This window comes from Novosphingobium sp. EMRT-2, assembly GCF_005145025.1.
Taxonomy (GTDB): Bacteria; Pseudomonadota; Alphaproteobacteria; order Sphingomonadales; family Sphingomonadaceae; genus Novosphingobium.
In genome coordinates this window covers 2,306,623-2,319,010 of sequence record NZ_CP039695.1, presented here as the reverse complement: position 1 = coordinate 2,319,010, position 12,388 = coordinate 2,306,623, and the positions used below count along the sequence as shown (strand labels likewise).

Sequence of the window (12,388 nt, the reverse complement as noted above, 5' to 3'; positions counted from 1 at the left end):
GTTGCTGTTCCCGTCAACATCGCTTTCGGAGCCCGCTCTTGCCGGCCGACCACCGAAACCGCCTGACCTTTTGTCGCGATGCCCCTGTAATGCGGGTTTCGCGCCCCCGCCATATCCAATTCGGGCCGTGAACGCGCGCTTAATCCGGCAGGGAGCCGGCAAAGTGTGCAACCTGGCCTAATCCGTGTGGAAAACGGCGGATTCACGCTTGTTCGGGCGATTCGCCGCCGGTAAGCCCGAACGCGGCGTGAAGAAATCGCCCGGTCCCATCAGACCGGTTTTTTCCGACCCGCCGTCCACAGTTCACGGTATCCCGAAACAGGTTCGCAAGACCGCAGGCAGCGAAGATCGTTCCCGTCCATGGCTGTTCCGCTGATTTCGCCCTCGATCCTTTCCGCGGACTTCGCCCGTCTGGGCGAGGAAGTTCGCGCTATCGATGCCGCCGGCGCGGACTGGATTCATGTCGATGTGATGGACGGCCACTTCGTGCCCAATATCACCATCGGCCCCGGCGTGGTGAAGGCGCTGCGTCCGCACACGGCGAAGCCGTTCGATGTCCACCTGATGATCTCGCCGGTCGATGGCTACCTGCAGGCCTTTGCCGACGCCGGCGCCGACATCATCACCGTCCACCCCGAAGCCGGCCCGCACGTCCACCGCACGGTGCAGGCGATCCGGGCGCTGGGCAAGAAGGCCGGCATCTCGCTGAACCCCGCGACGCCGGCCAAGATGCTCGACTACCTCATCGACGAGATCGACCTGGTGCTGATCATGAGCGTCAACCCCGGCTTCGGCGGGCAGAGCTTCATTTCCAGCCAGCTTCGCAAGATCGAGGCGGTCCGCAAGATGATCGATAAGACCGGCCGGCCGATTCACCTCGAAGTGGATGGCGGGGTCGATCTCGAAACCGCCCGGCTGTGCACCGGGGCCGGCGCGGACGTGCTGGTGGCCGGAACCGCCAGTTTCCGTGGCGGACCGAGCCATTACGCGGCCAATATCGCCGCGCTGAAGGGGGCGGGCTGACGCCGTGAACGAAAACGGCCTTTCCTTCGCCCGCGCCTTTGGCGCCGCCGGAAACAATGAGGCCGGTTCGCGCGTTGGACGGGGTGAGGCTGTGCCGGCAACGGAAGGCAACGGACGGATCAAGCGTGGTTCCTTCCATCCCGGTGCTCGCCACGGCGAAGGCCCGGCCATTCCGCTGGGTCCGGGAGAGGAACCACTGCTGTCCATGCCCGGAGCAACGCCGGCCGAGCCAACGCCAGCCGCAACGCCTGTGACGGAAGCGCCGACCCCGGAGCGCCTGGCCATGGTCGAAGCCGAGCCCGAACTGACGCCCACGCCCGAAACGATCGAGCCCGGCCGCGCGCTGGCGCTCGCCGATTTCTCCCCTCCCGCGGTGGGCGCGGGCGATCGCTTCGTGCGCTTCGCCTATCGCATGGGGCTGCCGGCGGGCGCGCTCAACCCGTTCCGCAAGCGGGCGCGGCCGCGCCTGACAGCAACGGTCGCCAATCCACTGCCCGGTGACACGGCCGCCGGCACCGCGTTGCGCGCCGGCCATTTCCTGCTCCACGGGGTGAAGGCGCCGATCGCGGATGTCGAGTTCAGCGGCCCGCGCCTGTCGCCCCCGTTCGAGCGGCTGATCCATGGCTTTGGCTGGCTGGCTGACCTCGAAGCCTGCGCGCCGCGCCAGCAATGCACCCAGGTTGCCGAACGGGTGCTGCAGATCTGGATGGCGGCCAACCCCAAGCCCAACGCCACCCCGGCGTGGGACGTAGGCAACGTCGGCCACCGCCTGCTGTCCTGGCTGATCCACGCGCCGCTGCTGCTGTCCGGCCCGGACAAGAAGGCGCGTGGGCGCATGTTGCTGGTGATCGAGGAAACCGCGCGCTGGCTGGACCGCAACGTCGGCAAGGCGGGCGACAAGCTGGCCGAAACCGCCGGCTGGACCGCGATCACCGCCGCCGGGCTTCTGCTGGCGGATGGCCATCCCCGCCGGCTGTTCGGCGAAGCCGGCCTGATGCGCGCGGTGGGCGATCTGATCGGCGACGATGGCGGCGTGCTTTCCCGCAGCCCTCTCGGCCAGATCGAGGTGATCGAGCTGCTGGTGCGGCTGAAGGCCTGCTACGCCGCCGTCCGCAGTGATGCGCCGCCGCAGATCGATACCATCCTCAACCTGCTGGTTCCGCCGCTGCTGGCACTGCTGCACGGCGATGGCGGGCTGGGAAGCTGGCAGGGGGCCGGCGCCGTCCCGGCCGCGCGGATAGAAGCGCTGGTCAAGGCCAGCGGCGTGCGCACCCGGCCGCTGCGCGATGCCCGCCAGTGGGGCTATCAGCGCGTGAATGCCGGCAAGTCCGTGCTTCAGGTCGATGCGGCGCCCCCGCCGGTGGCCCGCCACACCCGCGATGGCTGCGCCTCCACGCTGGCGTTCGAACTGAGCCATGGCGCGGAACGGATCATCGTCAACTGCGGCGGCGCAGCCTTTGCCGGCGGCCTCATCCCGCTGCGGCTGGCGCAGGGGCTGCGCGCCACGGCGGCGCATTCCACGCTGACGATCGACGATTTCAACTCTACCGCCGTGCTCATCAACGGCAAGCTCGGCTCGGGCGTGTCCGAGGTCGAGATCGACCGACGCACCTTGCGCGGCGACAAGGGTGGCGGCGCAACCCGGATTGAGGCGAGCCACAATGGCTATGTCACGCGCTACGGCCTGTCGCACCAGCGCATCCTGATCCTGCGCGACGACGGCACCGAGCTGCGCGGGGAGGACTTGCTGGTGCCCGCGGGCCGCAAGGGCAAGCGCGGTACCATCGGCGTCGCCTTGCGCTTCCACCTCGGTCCGAATATCGAGCTGGCCGCCGGCGAGGACGGTCTGGGGGTGACTCTGGCCCTTCCCGACGGCAGCCTGTGGCAGTTCCGGTCCGGCCGTGACCCCGTTTCGGTCGAGGAAAGCCTGTGGGCAGACGGGCAGGGGCGCCCCATGGGGACGCGCCAGCTTGTCATCCAGGCCAAGATTCCCCGCAGCGGAGAGACATTCTCCTGGCTGCTCAAGAAGATGAGATAGGAAATCCCTGTGAGTGAGGTGACGATCAAGCGGGCGCTGCTTTCGGTGTCCGACAAATCCGGTTTGGCGGATCTGGGCAAGGCGCTGGCGGCACGCGGCGTGGAACTGGTCTCCACCGGCGGCACCGCCAAGGCGCTGCGCGACGCCGGGCTGGCCGTGCGCGACGTGTCCGACCTGACCGGCTTTCCCGAAATGATGGACGGCCGCGTCAAGACGCTGCACCCGATGGTCCACGGCGGCCTGCTGGCGGTGCGCGACAATCCCGAACATGCCGCCGCCATGGACGCGCACGCCATCGGCGCGATCGACCTCGTCGTCGTCAATCTCTATCCGTTCGAGGCGACCGTGGCCAAGGGCGCGGACCGCGACGAAGTGATCGAGAACATCGACATCGGCGGGCCTTCGATGGTCCGTTCGGCGGCGAAGAACCACGCTTTCGTCACCATCGTCACCGATCCCGCCGACTACGCCACGCTGCTGGGCGAGCTGGAACAGTCCGGCGGCGCCACCACGCTGGCATTCCGCAAGGCGATGGCGGCCAAGGCCTTCGCCGCGACCGCCGCCTACGACGCCGCGATTTCCAGCTGGTTCGCGTTCGCCGACCAGGGGCAGCGCTTCCCGGCCACGCTCAATCTCTCGAGCAAGCTGGTGACGACGCTGCGCTATGGCGAGAATCCGCACCAGAACGCGGCGCTCTATGTGCCCAACCGGCCGGCGACCGCCGGCCTGCCCCAGGCGCAGCAGGTGCAGGGCAAGGAACTGTCGTACAACAACTACAACGATGCCAACGCCGCGCTGGAGCTCGTGGCCGAATTCGCCACGGACAAGCCGACCGTGGTGATCGTCAAGCACGCCAACCCCTGCGGCGTCGCCACGGCCGACACGCTGCTGGAAGCTTGGCACCAGGCGCTGGCCTGCGATTCCGTATCGGCGTTCGGCGGCATCGTCGCGGTCAACCAGCCGCTCGACGGCCCGACCGCCAACGCGATCTGCGAGATTTTTACCGAAGTGGTCGTCGCCCCCGGGGCTGACGAGGCCGCGAAGGAGGCCTTCGCGCGCAAGAAGAACCTGCGCCTGCTGCTGGTGAACGACCTTCCCGACGCGCACCGCCCCGGCCTGACGCTGGTGCCGATCGCCGGGGGCCTGCTGGTGCAGGACCGCGACAATGGCGCGCTGGCCGACGATGCGCTCAAGGTGGTGACCAAGCGCCAGCCGACCGAACAGGAACTCAAGGACTGCCTGTTCGCCTGGACCGTAGCGAAGCACGTCAAGTCGAACGCGATCGTCTATGCGAAGGACGGAGTCACCGCCGGGGTCGGCGCGGGCCAGATGAACCGCCGCGATTCCTCGCGCATTGCCGCCGCCAAGGCCCGGGAAGCCGCCGAAACGCACGGCTGGGACGCGCCGCGCACGGTCGGCTCCGCGGTCGCGTCCGACGCGTTCTTCCCCTTCGCCGATGGTCTGCTGGCGGCGGTGGAAGCCGGCGCCACGGCGGTGATCCAGCCGGGCGGCTCGATCCGCGACGAGGACGTGATCAAGGCGGCGGACGAAGCCGGCCTCGCCATGATCTTCACGGGAATGCGCCACTTCCGCCACTGACGGGCGATGGCCCAACGCGCGATGGGAGGGGGCAGGGCGTCTTCCCATCGCTATTTAATCGTGCAATTAAACCCTCTTCAACGGAGGGGAGAGCACGAAAGCCGTGCCGGATAGCTTTTTCGAAACCGATGGCGACCTGTTCGTGCCGACCAGGCTCGGCCGGGGATACTGGCAGCCTGGCACCCTGAGCGGCGCCGCGATGGCATCGCTGCTTGGCTTTGTGATCGAGCGTGATGTCATGGAACCGGGACTGGTCCCGGTGCGGTTCGGGGTGGATATGCTGCGCATGGCCCCGGCGCAGCCGCTCGGCGTGGAGTTGCGCGTGCTCCACGACGGTGGCCGGCTGAAGCTGGTGGAAGCCAGCCTTTCCGCCGATGGCAAACTCTGCGCCCGCGCCACCTGCCAGCTGGCGCGGCAATCGCGACAGCCGGACAATCCGGTCTGGCAAAGCCCGCCGTGGCCAGCGCCGCCGCCGGAAGGGCTGGAGCCGCTGCGCCGTTTCGGCAACTGGGAAATGCGCCCCGTGCCCGTCGGCGATCACCCCCGCTTCCGCCGCGAAAGCCCGGAGAGCGGCGAGGAGCGTGGCGCGCCGGAACGGGGCAATCCTTCGGTGCTGGGCGCGATGGGGCCGCCGCATGCGCGCCAGGCGTGGTTGCGCGCGGGGATCGAGATCGTCGCCGGCCATGCGCTCACACCGTTCGGCCATGTCGCGCTGACGGCGGACTTCGCCAGCCCGCTGGCGCACAGCAGCGAACACGGCATCGATTTCGTGAACACCGATTTCACCGTCCACCTGCACCGCCTGCCGATGGGTGAATGGCTGGGCTACGAACTGACCGGGCACCTCTCGCGGGAAGGTATCGCGGTGGGCCAGTGCGCGTTGCACGATCCGGCCGGGCCGCTGGGGACGATCTCCGTCAGCGCCATCAGCCTTTCGCGGAAAAGCTGATGCCGGCACGGAAAAGGCCGCTCGCGGCGATCCACGGGCGGCCTTTTCCACTGTTCCACGCGGGCCGGAGGCCGGTGGTGCATCAGCGATAGAAAATGTGGTTGTCCACGCGGGCGAGGCGGACCTTGCCCCAGCGCGGCGAAACGCGCGCGGCATGGAAATACATCGCGCCCTCGGCGGGGCTCTTCCACGCGCCCTTGTCGGCAATCTGCGCGATCTTGACGGCTTCCGCCCAGTCACGGCTGCCCTTGTTGATCGGCGGCATGGCGTGTCCACGCACGAACGAGAACTGCGAAGGCTGATAGACCACGCCGCAATAGCTTGCCGGGAAACGGCCCGACTTGGAGCGCTCGACAACCACGCGGCCCACGGCAAGCTGGCCGTCCAGCGTTTCGCTCTTGGCTTCGAAATAGATTGCGCCGGCCAGGCAGTTCAGCTCGCTCGACAAGGCGGCGGGAACGGCGGTTTCATCGACCAGCTCGGCCAGCGTTTCCGGGGCGTCCGCTTCCGGAGCATCAACGGCGCTCGACGCGGAATGCGTGGCGGCCTGTTGTGCGGCAGCCGGCTGGACAGACGCGGCGGACCGGCTGGGGAAAATCACGGGAGAGGCGCCTTGGGCCTCGATCGCAGGAACCTGAAGGTCCTGCACGGCCGCGCGGGAACCGGCGGCGGTAAAGATCGTTGTCACCAGCGTCAGGCAGATACTGATCGCGCTGGCATACTTTAACTGCTTACTCATCCATCATCGTCATTCGGCGGTGGACACCCGGGCATGGCGGAAGCAAGCCCCATGCAAGACTTTCATCTCGCGGGCCTGCTCCGGAGAGCCATGACGGTTGCCCCCCGTCTGCGTGCTAGCGCGTCCTGCCTCCCGCAGAACCACGCCGCCTTCGCATTGCGGTAGGGTGCCTTTATTTGGCGAAGCGGCAGAGTCAACCCCGCACAGGTCAGGTCCGGATCAGGCGTTCCCCGTCTGCGACAGTCAGTTCGATAATCCACACGTCCGGGTCCTGGCGCTGGCGGCGGGTCAGGTAATCCTCAAATTCCTGCTTATTATCAGTATCTTGAACCTTTGACTTGGCCCAATCCCGCGTGCCGTCGCGCTGCGGCATCCGCTCATAGAGCGCTCCAAGTCCCTGATTATCCACCATAACAATCAGGATGGTGCCGGAGTCCGGCTCGCCCTTGTGCAGCACCATCGCGAAGCCGCCCTGAGCCTGCGCGCGGCGGATCAGTCCGCTGACTTCGACATGGGCGGGAAGGCGCGTTGCCATGAGCCCGGCGGCCGATCCGCTCAGGCAGCCGTGCCGCGCAAGCCGGCATTATAGCCTTCCAGGCTGCCCAGCGCGATGCGCGACCGCTGAAACGTGCCGGTGCCCCGGCCCACTTCCTCGCCTTCCTCGTCCACCAGCCGCGATTCCGCCACCAGTACGCGGCGCCGGCCGGAAACCCAGCGCCCTTCGGCGATGACCCGGCCACCGTGGATGGGCCGGCTGAAGAACAGGTTGAACGAGGTCGTCAGCAGGAAGCGATCCGTCACCAGCGTATTGGCGGCGTAGAACGCGGCATCGTCCAGCATCTTGAAATAGATCGTGCCGTGCGCCGCACCGGCGGCGTGAAAGCAGCTCGGATCGACATCGAACACGATGCGCGAGCGCCCTTCCCCGACGATTTCCAGGCGCGACGCGAACAGATGGTTGACCGGCGCCGAAGCATAGAGGCCTTCCAGCGCGCGCCAGTGCAGCCGGGCGCCTTCGCGGGCCGCGCCGGCCGCCCCGTCTTCAGGCGGCATCGCGGTCGATGACGTTGACGAGCAGGGCGTAGATCGCGTCGGCATCGGGCGCGGCGAGCAGCCGTTCGTGCATCCGCTCGTCCCGCATCAGCCGCGAGATCGCCGCCAGCGCCTGCAAGTGCGTGGCCCCGGCCTGTTCGGGCGAAAGCAGGCCGAACACGCAATCCACCGGCATGCCGTCGGCCGCTTCGAATTCGACCGGATTTTCCAGACGGAAGAACGTCGCCACGGGCCGCGGCAGATTTTCGAGCCGGGCGTGCGGAATGGCAACGCCACGGCCGAAGCCGGTGCTGCCCAGCCGTTCGCGCTCTTCCACCCGTTCAAGCACGGAGGCGCGATCGAGCGAATAGACCCTGGCGAAGCAATCGGCGAGTTCGCTCAGGATCTGCTGCTTGGTTTCAGCGCGGACCATACGGACCGCCAGGGGATCAAGGGTAAAAAGAGCCGTCATGGACTGGAAAAGCCGTCAGCATGCCTCACGGGCACGATCAATCGGGCGCGCCATGCGCCCGAAAGCCCCGCCATGCAAGTGCCGAATCATGGCTTCCCGCCTAAAATGGCGGGAAGCCATGACCGATAGCCTCTACTTGGCGGGTTCCACCCAGCCGATCGACCCATCGCCACGGCGATAGACCATGTTGTGCACGCCGGTGCCCGCGTTCTTGAACAACAGCGCGTTGGTATTGCGCAGATCGAGCATCATCACCGCGTCGGAAACGGTCGCGGTGGGCACGTCAACGCGCGTTTCGGCGATCACCAGCGGCGCATCGGCGACTTCGGGCTCTTCTTCGGTCTCCTCGACCACGAACACGGTGTAGGCCGCTTCTTCCGCGCGGCGGGCGTGATCGGCCTGGTCCTGCCGGGCGTTGATCCGCCGCTTGTAGCGGCGAAGCTGCTTGTCGATCTTTTCGGCCGACTGATCGACTGCGGCGTGGGCATCCTGGGCGATCGCGCTGCCCTTCAGGATCAGGCCCTGCGTCACATGAGTCACGATATCGCATCGGAAACCGCCATGTGGCCCCTTGCCGAGCGTGACCTGCGAGGAAAGCGCGCGGGAAAAGTACTTGTCGACGATACCCGTAAGGCGCTCCTCGGCATGAGCCTGAAGTGCGCTACCGGTCTCGACCTGGTGGCCCGAAACGCGAATATCCATAAACCCTTCTCCTCGCTTGTGGCGATCCCGCGCCAGCCGCTAGCGCGACCAGACGGGATCGCTGAAACCCGCCATGAACTCGGCATGGCGGGCCAGTTCCGCCTCGCTCGCGGCATAGGACCGGGGCGTGCGGAAGACGCGGGTGACGGCGACGGTGGCCAGTTCTTCCGTCTGCACGGAAGCGGCCGCCTCGGCGGCCAGTTCCAGGCCGATCTGCCGCCCACCCATGAGTTCGACGTAGAGCTGCGCCAGCAGTTCCGCGTCCAGCAAGGCGCCGTGCTTGGTGCGATGGCTCCGGTCGATGCCATAGCGCGTGCACAGCGCATCCAGTGAAAGCTTGGCGCCGGGATGCTTGCGCCGGGCGATGGCGACCGTATCGACCATGCGATCGCGGTCCACCGCTTCCAGCCCGCAGGCCGCCAGTTCGTGATTGAGGAAGCCGAAATCGAAGCCGGCGTTGTGCGCCACCAGCGGACTGTCGCCCAGGAAGGCGATCAGTTCCTCCGCCCGTTCGGCGAACTTCGGCTTGTCGGACAGGAACGCCTCGGACAGGCCGTGGACGGCTTCCGCCTCGGCCGGCATGCCGCGCTCGGGATTGAAATAGGCATGAAACACGTCCCCGGTAGGCACCCGGTTGACCATTTCGATGCAACCGATCTCCACCAGCCGATCGCCGCTCCGGGGATCGAGACCGGTCGTTTCCGTGTCGAAGACGATCTCACGCATTACTAGGTATATTGACCCGTCGCCGGGCACTGGCAAGGCTTCAACGCGGGTTTTTTTGCCATTCGCCGCTGCGGATGCGCCCGACCAGCGCAGCCACCTGCGCGCGCGTTTCTTCCAGCGTCACGCCGGTATCGACGATAAAATCGGCGCGGGCGCGCTTTTCCGCGTCCGGCACCTGCAGGCCGAGGATGTGGGCGAACTTCTCCGGCGTCATGCCCGACCGCGCCAGCACGCGCGCGCGTTGCGCCGCGGCGGGGGCGGAGACAACCATCACCGCGTCGAGGCCAGCGCCATGGCCCTTCTCGAACAGCAGCGGAATATCGAACACCACGATCGGCTGCCCGGCATGTTCGATCAGGAACGCTTCGCGCATCCGGCCCACCGCGGGGTGGACGATGGCTTCCAGCCGCGCGAGCGCCCCGGCATCGCCGAACACGCGCGCGCCCAGTTCCTGCCGCAACACCCCCTCGGGGCCGGTGGTTCCGGGAAAGGCCGCCTCGATCGCCGGAACAAGCGCGCCGCCCGGCCCCTGCAGCGCGTGAACCGCCGCATCGGCATCGAACACCGGCACGCCCAGTTCGCGCAGCATCAGCGCCACGGCGGACTTGCCCATGCCGATCGAGCCGGTCAGGCCGAGAATGAAAGGCCGGCTCATCCTGCAATCTCCTGGCCTGCAATCGCCCGGCGTAAGTGGGCATCGCGGTCACGCGGCGGCCGCGTGCCGAAAAAGTGGGCAAAGGCATGGTCCGCCTGCCCGATCAGCATCGACAGGCCATCCACGGTGCGAAAGCCAGCGGCGCTTGCCGCCTTGAGAAAGTCCGTTTCGAGCGGTGACGTAACGATATCGTAGAACACGCTGCCCGGCGGCGCGTGGCTCATGTCGAAAAGCAGCGGCAGTTGGCCGCTCATCCCCAGCGAAGAGGCGTTGACCACCAGATCGAGGCACCCGGCACGGTCGTCAAAGGCAAAATCCGTTACAGATTCGAAGTGCGCGATATCGACCGCGTGATGTTCGCCGCCGGGGTCCAGTTCATCGAGTAACGCCCGTGCTTTTGGCGGATTTCTGCCGGCCAGCACGATGACCATGTGCTCATCCGCCAATGCCGTAACGATCGCGCGCGCCGCTCCGCCGGTGCCCAGCACGCGCGCCATCCGGAAAAGGTGCGTTTTGTCCAGTAACGGGCGTAACGGTTCGAGGAATCCGGGGGCATCGGTGTTACGGCCAACCAGAATCCCGTTACGTTCACGCACGATCGTGTTCACCGCGCCGATCCTTTCGGCCCCGGAATCGAGCCGATCGAGTAACGGAATCACCGTTTGCTTGTGCGGCATCGTAACGTTACAGCCGCGCCAGGCCTCGTCGTTACGGCGATCAGCCAAATAGGCCGCCAAATCGCCGTCCGTTACGTGACAGGCGTTATACACAGCGTCGATTTTCAGCTGCTTCAGCCAGAAATTGTGAATAACGGGCGACTTGGATTGCGTTATGGGATCGCCAATTACCTCTGCATAGGGTTTGGACGCCACGTTACGGCCCTTTCTCAGCCTTCCAGCTCTCCCTGCGCGCGCAGCGCAGCGAGAACGGCCAATAGCGGCATTCCCAGCACGGTGAAGTGGCTTCCTTCGATCCCTTCGAACAGCTGCACGCCCAGCGCCTCGATGCGGAACACGCCGACACAGCCCGAAACGGCGGGCCATTCCCTGTTGAGATAGCTGTCGATAAAGCTGTCCGAAAGCTGTCGAACGTCAAGCCGGGCGGTCTCGCAGTGACGCCACACCGTCATCCCGTCGCGCACCAGCACGGCGGCGCTGTGCAGGTTCATCCGCTGGCCGGAAAAGAACCGCAGGTGTTCGGCCGCCTGCTCGCGGCTCACCGGCTTGTCGAACTGCCGCCCGCCCACTTCGACCAGGGAATCACCGCCGAGCACGAGCTTGCCCGGTGCGCTCACGGAAACGGGCAGGGCCTTGGCTTCGGCCAGGATCGTGGCGACGTCTCCGCCCGGCACGCCGATCAGCTCGCGCTTGATCGCGCCTTCGTCCACATCGGACGACCGCGCTTCGTAGGAAATACCGGCGGCATCGAGCATGGCCTTGCGCGAGGCGCTTTGCGAAGCGAGGACTATCATTGTGGGTTTCTCCCGTGCGGATCGGCGAAGATCCGCGTGCGAACCATGGTCAGATCGGTTTCAGATCGGCTTGGGTCCGGGCGTTTCCGAACCGCCGGCGGCCTGGCGTTCGTTGTAGAGGTTGATCACCGCCGCCGCGGTCTCCTCGATCGAACGGCGCGAAACGTCAATCACCGGCCAGCCGTTGTCCGCGAACATCCGCCGGGCGTACTGGACCTCGCGCGCGACCTGGTCGCTGTTCACATAGGCCGTTTCAGGCGACTGGTTGAGCGAGAGGAGCCGGTTGCGCCGGACCTGGATCAGCCGTTCGGGCGATGTCGTCAGCCCCACCACCAGCGGCCGGCGCAGATTGAACAGTGACGAAGGGGGCGGGCTTTCCACGACAATCGGAATGTTCGCCACCTTGTATCCCCGGTTGGCGAGGTAAATCGACGTCGGCGTCTTGGACGAGCGCGAAACACCGGCCAGAAGGATGTCGGCCTGCTCCCAGTTTTCCCAGCCCACCCCGTCATCATGCGCGATCGTGAACTGAATCGCATCGACCCGGGCGAAATAGGCCTCGTCCATCATGTGCTGGCGGCCGGGCCGCGCCTTCGCTTCCTGGCCAAGCTGCTCCTCCAGCGCATCGGTCACCGCATCGAGCGCGGCCACGCTGGGCAAACCGAGCGCGGCACAGCGCTGTTCCAGCCGTTCGCGGGTTTCCGCATTGACCAGCGTGAACAGGACAAGCCCCGGATTGGCGGCGATTTCCCCCATGATCCGGTCGAGATGCTGCTGCGAACGGACCATCGGCCAAAAGTGGCGGACGATATCGGCATCGTCGAACTGCGCGAGCGCCGCCTTGGCGATCATCTCCAGCGTTTCACCGGTGGAATCCGACAGGAGGTGCAGGTGCAACCGCGTCATCGAGGCCCGTTTCCCCGTCTTTTCCGGCGCCCCGGGATGAGGCTGTGGATAGCGCAAGGATAAACCACGGGAGGAA

Annotated in this window: 14 protein-coding genes; 4 read left to right on the top strand and 10 right to left on the bottom strand. The window is 66.5% G+C overall.

Going from position 1 to position 12,388, the window contains the following annotated elements; all coding sequences use genetic code 11:
* Nucleotides 1-360: 360 nt before the first annotated feature.
* The 4 genes from rpe to FA702_RS11420 all read left to right on the top strand — a co-directional run bounded on the left by rpe (nt 361) and on the right by FA702_RS11420 (nt 5,609).
* The gene (rpe, locus tag FA702_RS11435; protein ID WP_124810358.1) at nt 361-1,023 is read left to right on the top strand and encodes a ribulose-phosphate 3-epimerase; all 663 of its coding nucleotides are present in this window, start codon (nt 361-363) and stop codon (nt 1,021-1,023) included.
* 283 nt (nt 1,024-1,306) lie between these two features.
* Nucleotides 1,307-3,061 (top strand): heparinase II/III family protein, encoded by a 1,755-nt coding sequence (locus tag FA702_RS11430; RefSeq protein ID WP_255504542.1) that lies wholly within the window; start codon nt 1,307-1,309, stop codon nt 3,059-3,061.
* A 9-nt stretch (nt 3,062-3,070) separates the two neighbouring features.
* Entirely contained in the window at nt 3,071-4,660 is a 1,590-nt protein-coding gene (gene purH, locus FA702_RS11425; protein ID WP_136956240.1) for a bifunctional phosphoribosylaminoimidazolecarboxamide formyltransferase/IMP cyclohydrolase, read from the top strand.
* Between the two features lie 103 nt (nt 4,661-4,763).
* Entirely contained in the window at nt 4,764-5,609 is an 846-nt protein-coding gene (locus FA702_RS11420) for an acyl-CoA thioesterase domain-containing protein (protein ID WP_136956239.1), read from the top strand.
* Between the two features lie 82 nt (nt 5,610-5,691).
* On the opposite strand, the gene FA702_RS11415 is transcribed toward FA702_RS11420, so the two are convergent.
* From FA702_RS11415 to FA702_RS11370, 10 genes are all read right to left on the bottom strand, one after another.
* The gene (locus FA702_RS11415) at nt 5,692-6,348 is read right to left on the bottom strand and encodes a cell wall hydrolase (RefSeq protein ID WP_136956238.1); all 657 of its coding nucleotides are present in this window, start codon (nt 6,346-6,348) and stop codon (nt 5,692-5,694) included.
* Nucleotides 6,349-6,556: 208 nt separating this feature from the next.
* Nucleotides 6,557-6,883 carry a DUF1491 family protein gene (locus FA702_RS11410; protein ID WP_136956237.1) on the bottom strand — a complete coding sequence of 109 codons (327 nt, stop codon included), beginning with the start codon at nt 6,881-6,883 and terminating at the stop codon, nt 6,557-6,559.
* Nucleotides 6,884-6,903: 20 nt separating this feature from the next.
* A complete protein-coding gene (locus FA702_RS11405; protein WP_136956236.1) occupies nt 6,904-7,401 on the bottom strand; it encodes a PaaI family thioesterase in 498 nt (165 codons plus the stop codon).
* A complete protein-coding gene (locus tag FA702_RS11400; RefSeq protein WP_136956235.1) occupies nt 7,391-7,852 on the bottom strand; it encodes a PTS sugar transporter subunit IIA in 462 nt (153 codons plus the stop codon). Before FA702_RS11400 ends, FA702_RS11405 begins: the two co-directional genes overlap by 11 nt.
* A 132-nt stretch (nt 7,853-7,984) precedes the next feature.
* Nucleotides 7,985-8,554: a ribosome hibernation-promoting factor, HPF/YfiA family gene (gene hpf / locus FA702_RS11395; protein ID WP_136956234.1), complete on the bottom strand. Its 570-nt coding sequence runs from the start codon at nt 8,552-8,554 to the stop codon at nt 7,985-7,987.
* A gap of 39 nt (nt 8,555-8,593) precedes the next feature.
* The gene (dnaQ, locus tag FA702_RS11390; RefSeq protein ID WP_136956233.1) at nt 8,594-9,280 is read right to left on the bottom strand and encodes a DNA polymerase III subunit epsilon; all 687 of its coding nucleotides are present in this window, start codon (nt 9,278-9,280) and stop codon (nt 8,594-8,596) included.
* Nucleotides 9,281-9,320: 40 nt separating this feature from the next.
* Nucleotides 9,321-9,935, bottom strand: coding sequence for a dephospho-CoA kinase (coaE, locus tag FA702_RS11385; protein WP_136956232.1), 615 nt, complete (start codon nt 9,933-9,935; stop codon nt 9,321-9,323).
* Nucleotides 9,932-10,807 carry a shikimate dehydrogenase gene (locus tag FA702_RS11380; RefSeq protein ID WP_136956231.1) on the bottom strand — a complete coding sequence of 292 codons (876 nt, stop codon included), beginning with the start codon at nt 10,805-10,807 and terminating at the stop codon, nt 9,932-9,934. Before FA702_RS11380 ends, coaE begins: the two co-directional genes overlap by 4 nt.
* 14 nt (nt 10,808-10,821) lie before the next feature.
* Nucleotides 10,822-11,406 (bottom strand): nucleoside triphosphate pyrophosphatase, encoded by a 585-nt coding sequence (locus FA702_RS11375; RefSeq protein WP_136956230.1) that lies wholly within the window; start codon nt 11,404-11,406, stop codon nt 10,822-10,824.
* A 60-nt stretch (nt 11,407-11,466) separates the two neighbouring features.
* Nucleotides 11,467-12,312 carry a pyruvate, water dikinase regulatory protein gene (locus FA702_RS11370; RefSeq protein WP_136956229.1) on the bottom strand — a complete coding sequence of 282 codons (846 nt, stop codon included), beginning with the start codon at nt 12,310-12,312 and terminating at the stop codon, nt 11,467-11,469.
* Nucleotides 12,313-12,388: the final 76 nt, after the last annotated feature.

Bases quoted from the DNA above. Each gene is read 5' to 3' on its own strand.
- dnaQ (WP_136956233.1), bottom strand. From the start codon at position 9,280: ATGCGTGAGATCGTCTTCGACACGGAAACGACCGGTCTCGATCCCCGG.
- FA702_RS11415 (WP_136956238.1), bottom strand. From the start codon at position 6,348: ATGAGTAAGCAGTTAAAGTATGCCAGCGCGATCAGTATCTGCCTGACG.
- FA702_RS11430 (WP_255504542.1), top strand. From the start codon at position 1,307: ATGGTCGAAGCCGAGCCCGAACTGACGCCCACGCCCGAAACGATCGAG.
- hpf (WP_136956234.1), bottom strand. From the start codon at position 8,554: ATGGATATTCGCGTTTCGGGCCACCAGGTCGAGACCGGTAGCGCACTT.
- FA702_RS11370 (WP_136956229.1), bottom strand. From the start codon at position 12,312: ATGACGCGGTTGCACCTGCACCTCCTGTCGGATTCCACCGGTGAAACG.
- rpe (WP_124810358.1), top strand. From the start codon at position 361: ATGGCTGTTCCGCTGATTTCGCCCTCGATCCTTTCCGCGGACTTCGCC.
- coaE (WP_136956232.1), bottom strand. From the start codon at position 9,935: ATGAGCCGGCCTTTCATTCTCGGCCTGACCGGCTCGATCGGCATGGGC.
- FA702_RS11405 (WP_136956236.1), bottom strand. From the start codon at position 7,401: ATGCCGCCTGAAGACGGGGCGGCCGGCGCGGCCCGCGAAGGCGCCCGG.
- FA702_RS11410 (WP_136956237.1), bottom strand. From the start codon at position 6,883: ATGGCAACGCGCCTTCCCGCCCATGTCGAAGTCAGCGGACTGATCCGC.
- FA702_RS11400 (WP_136956235.1), bottom strand. From the start codon at position 7,852: ATGACGGCTCTTTTTACCCTTGATCCCCTGGCGGTCCGTATGGTCCGC.
- FA702_RS11375 (WP_136956230.1), bottom strand. From the start codon at position 11,406: ATGATAGTCCTCGCTTCGCAAAGCGCCTCGCGCAAGGCCATGCTCGAT.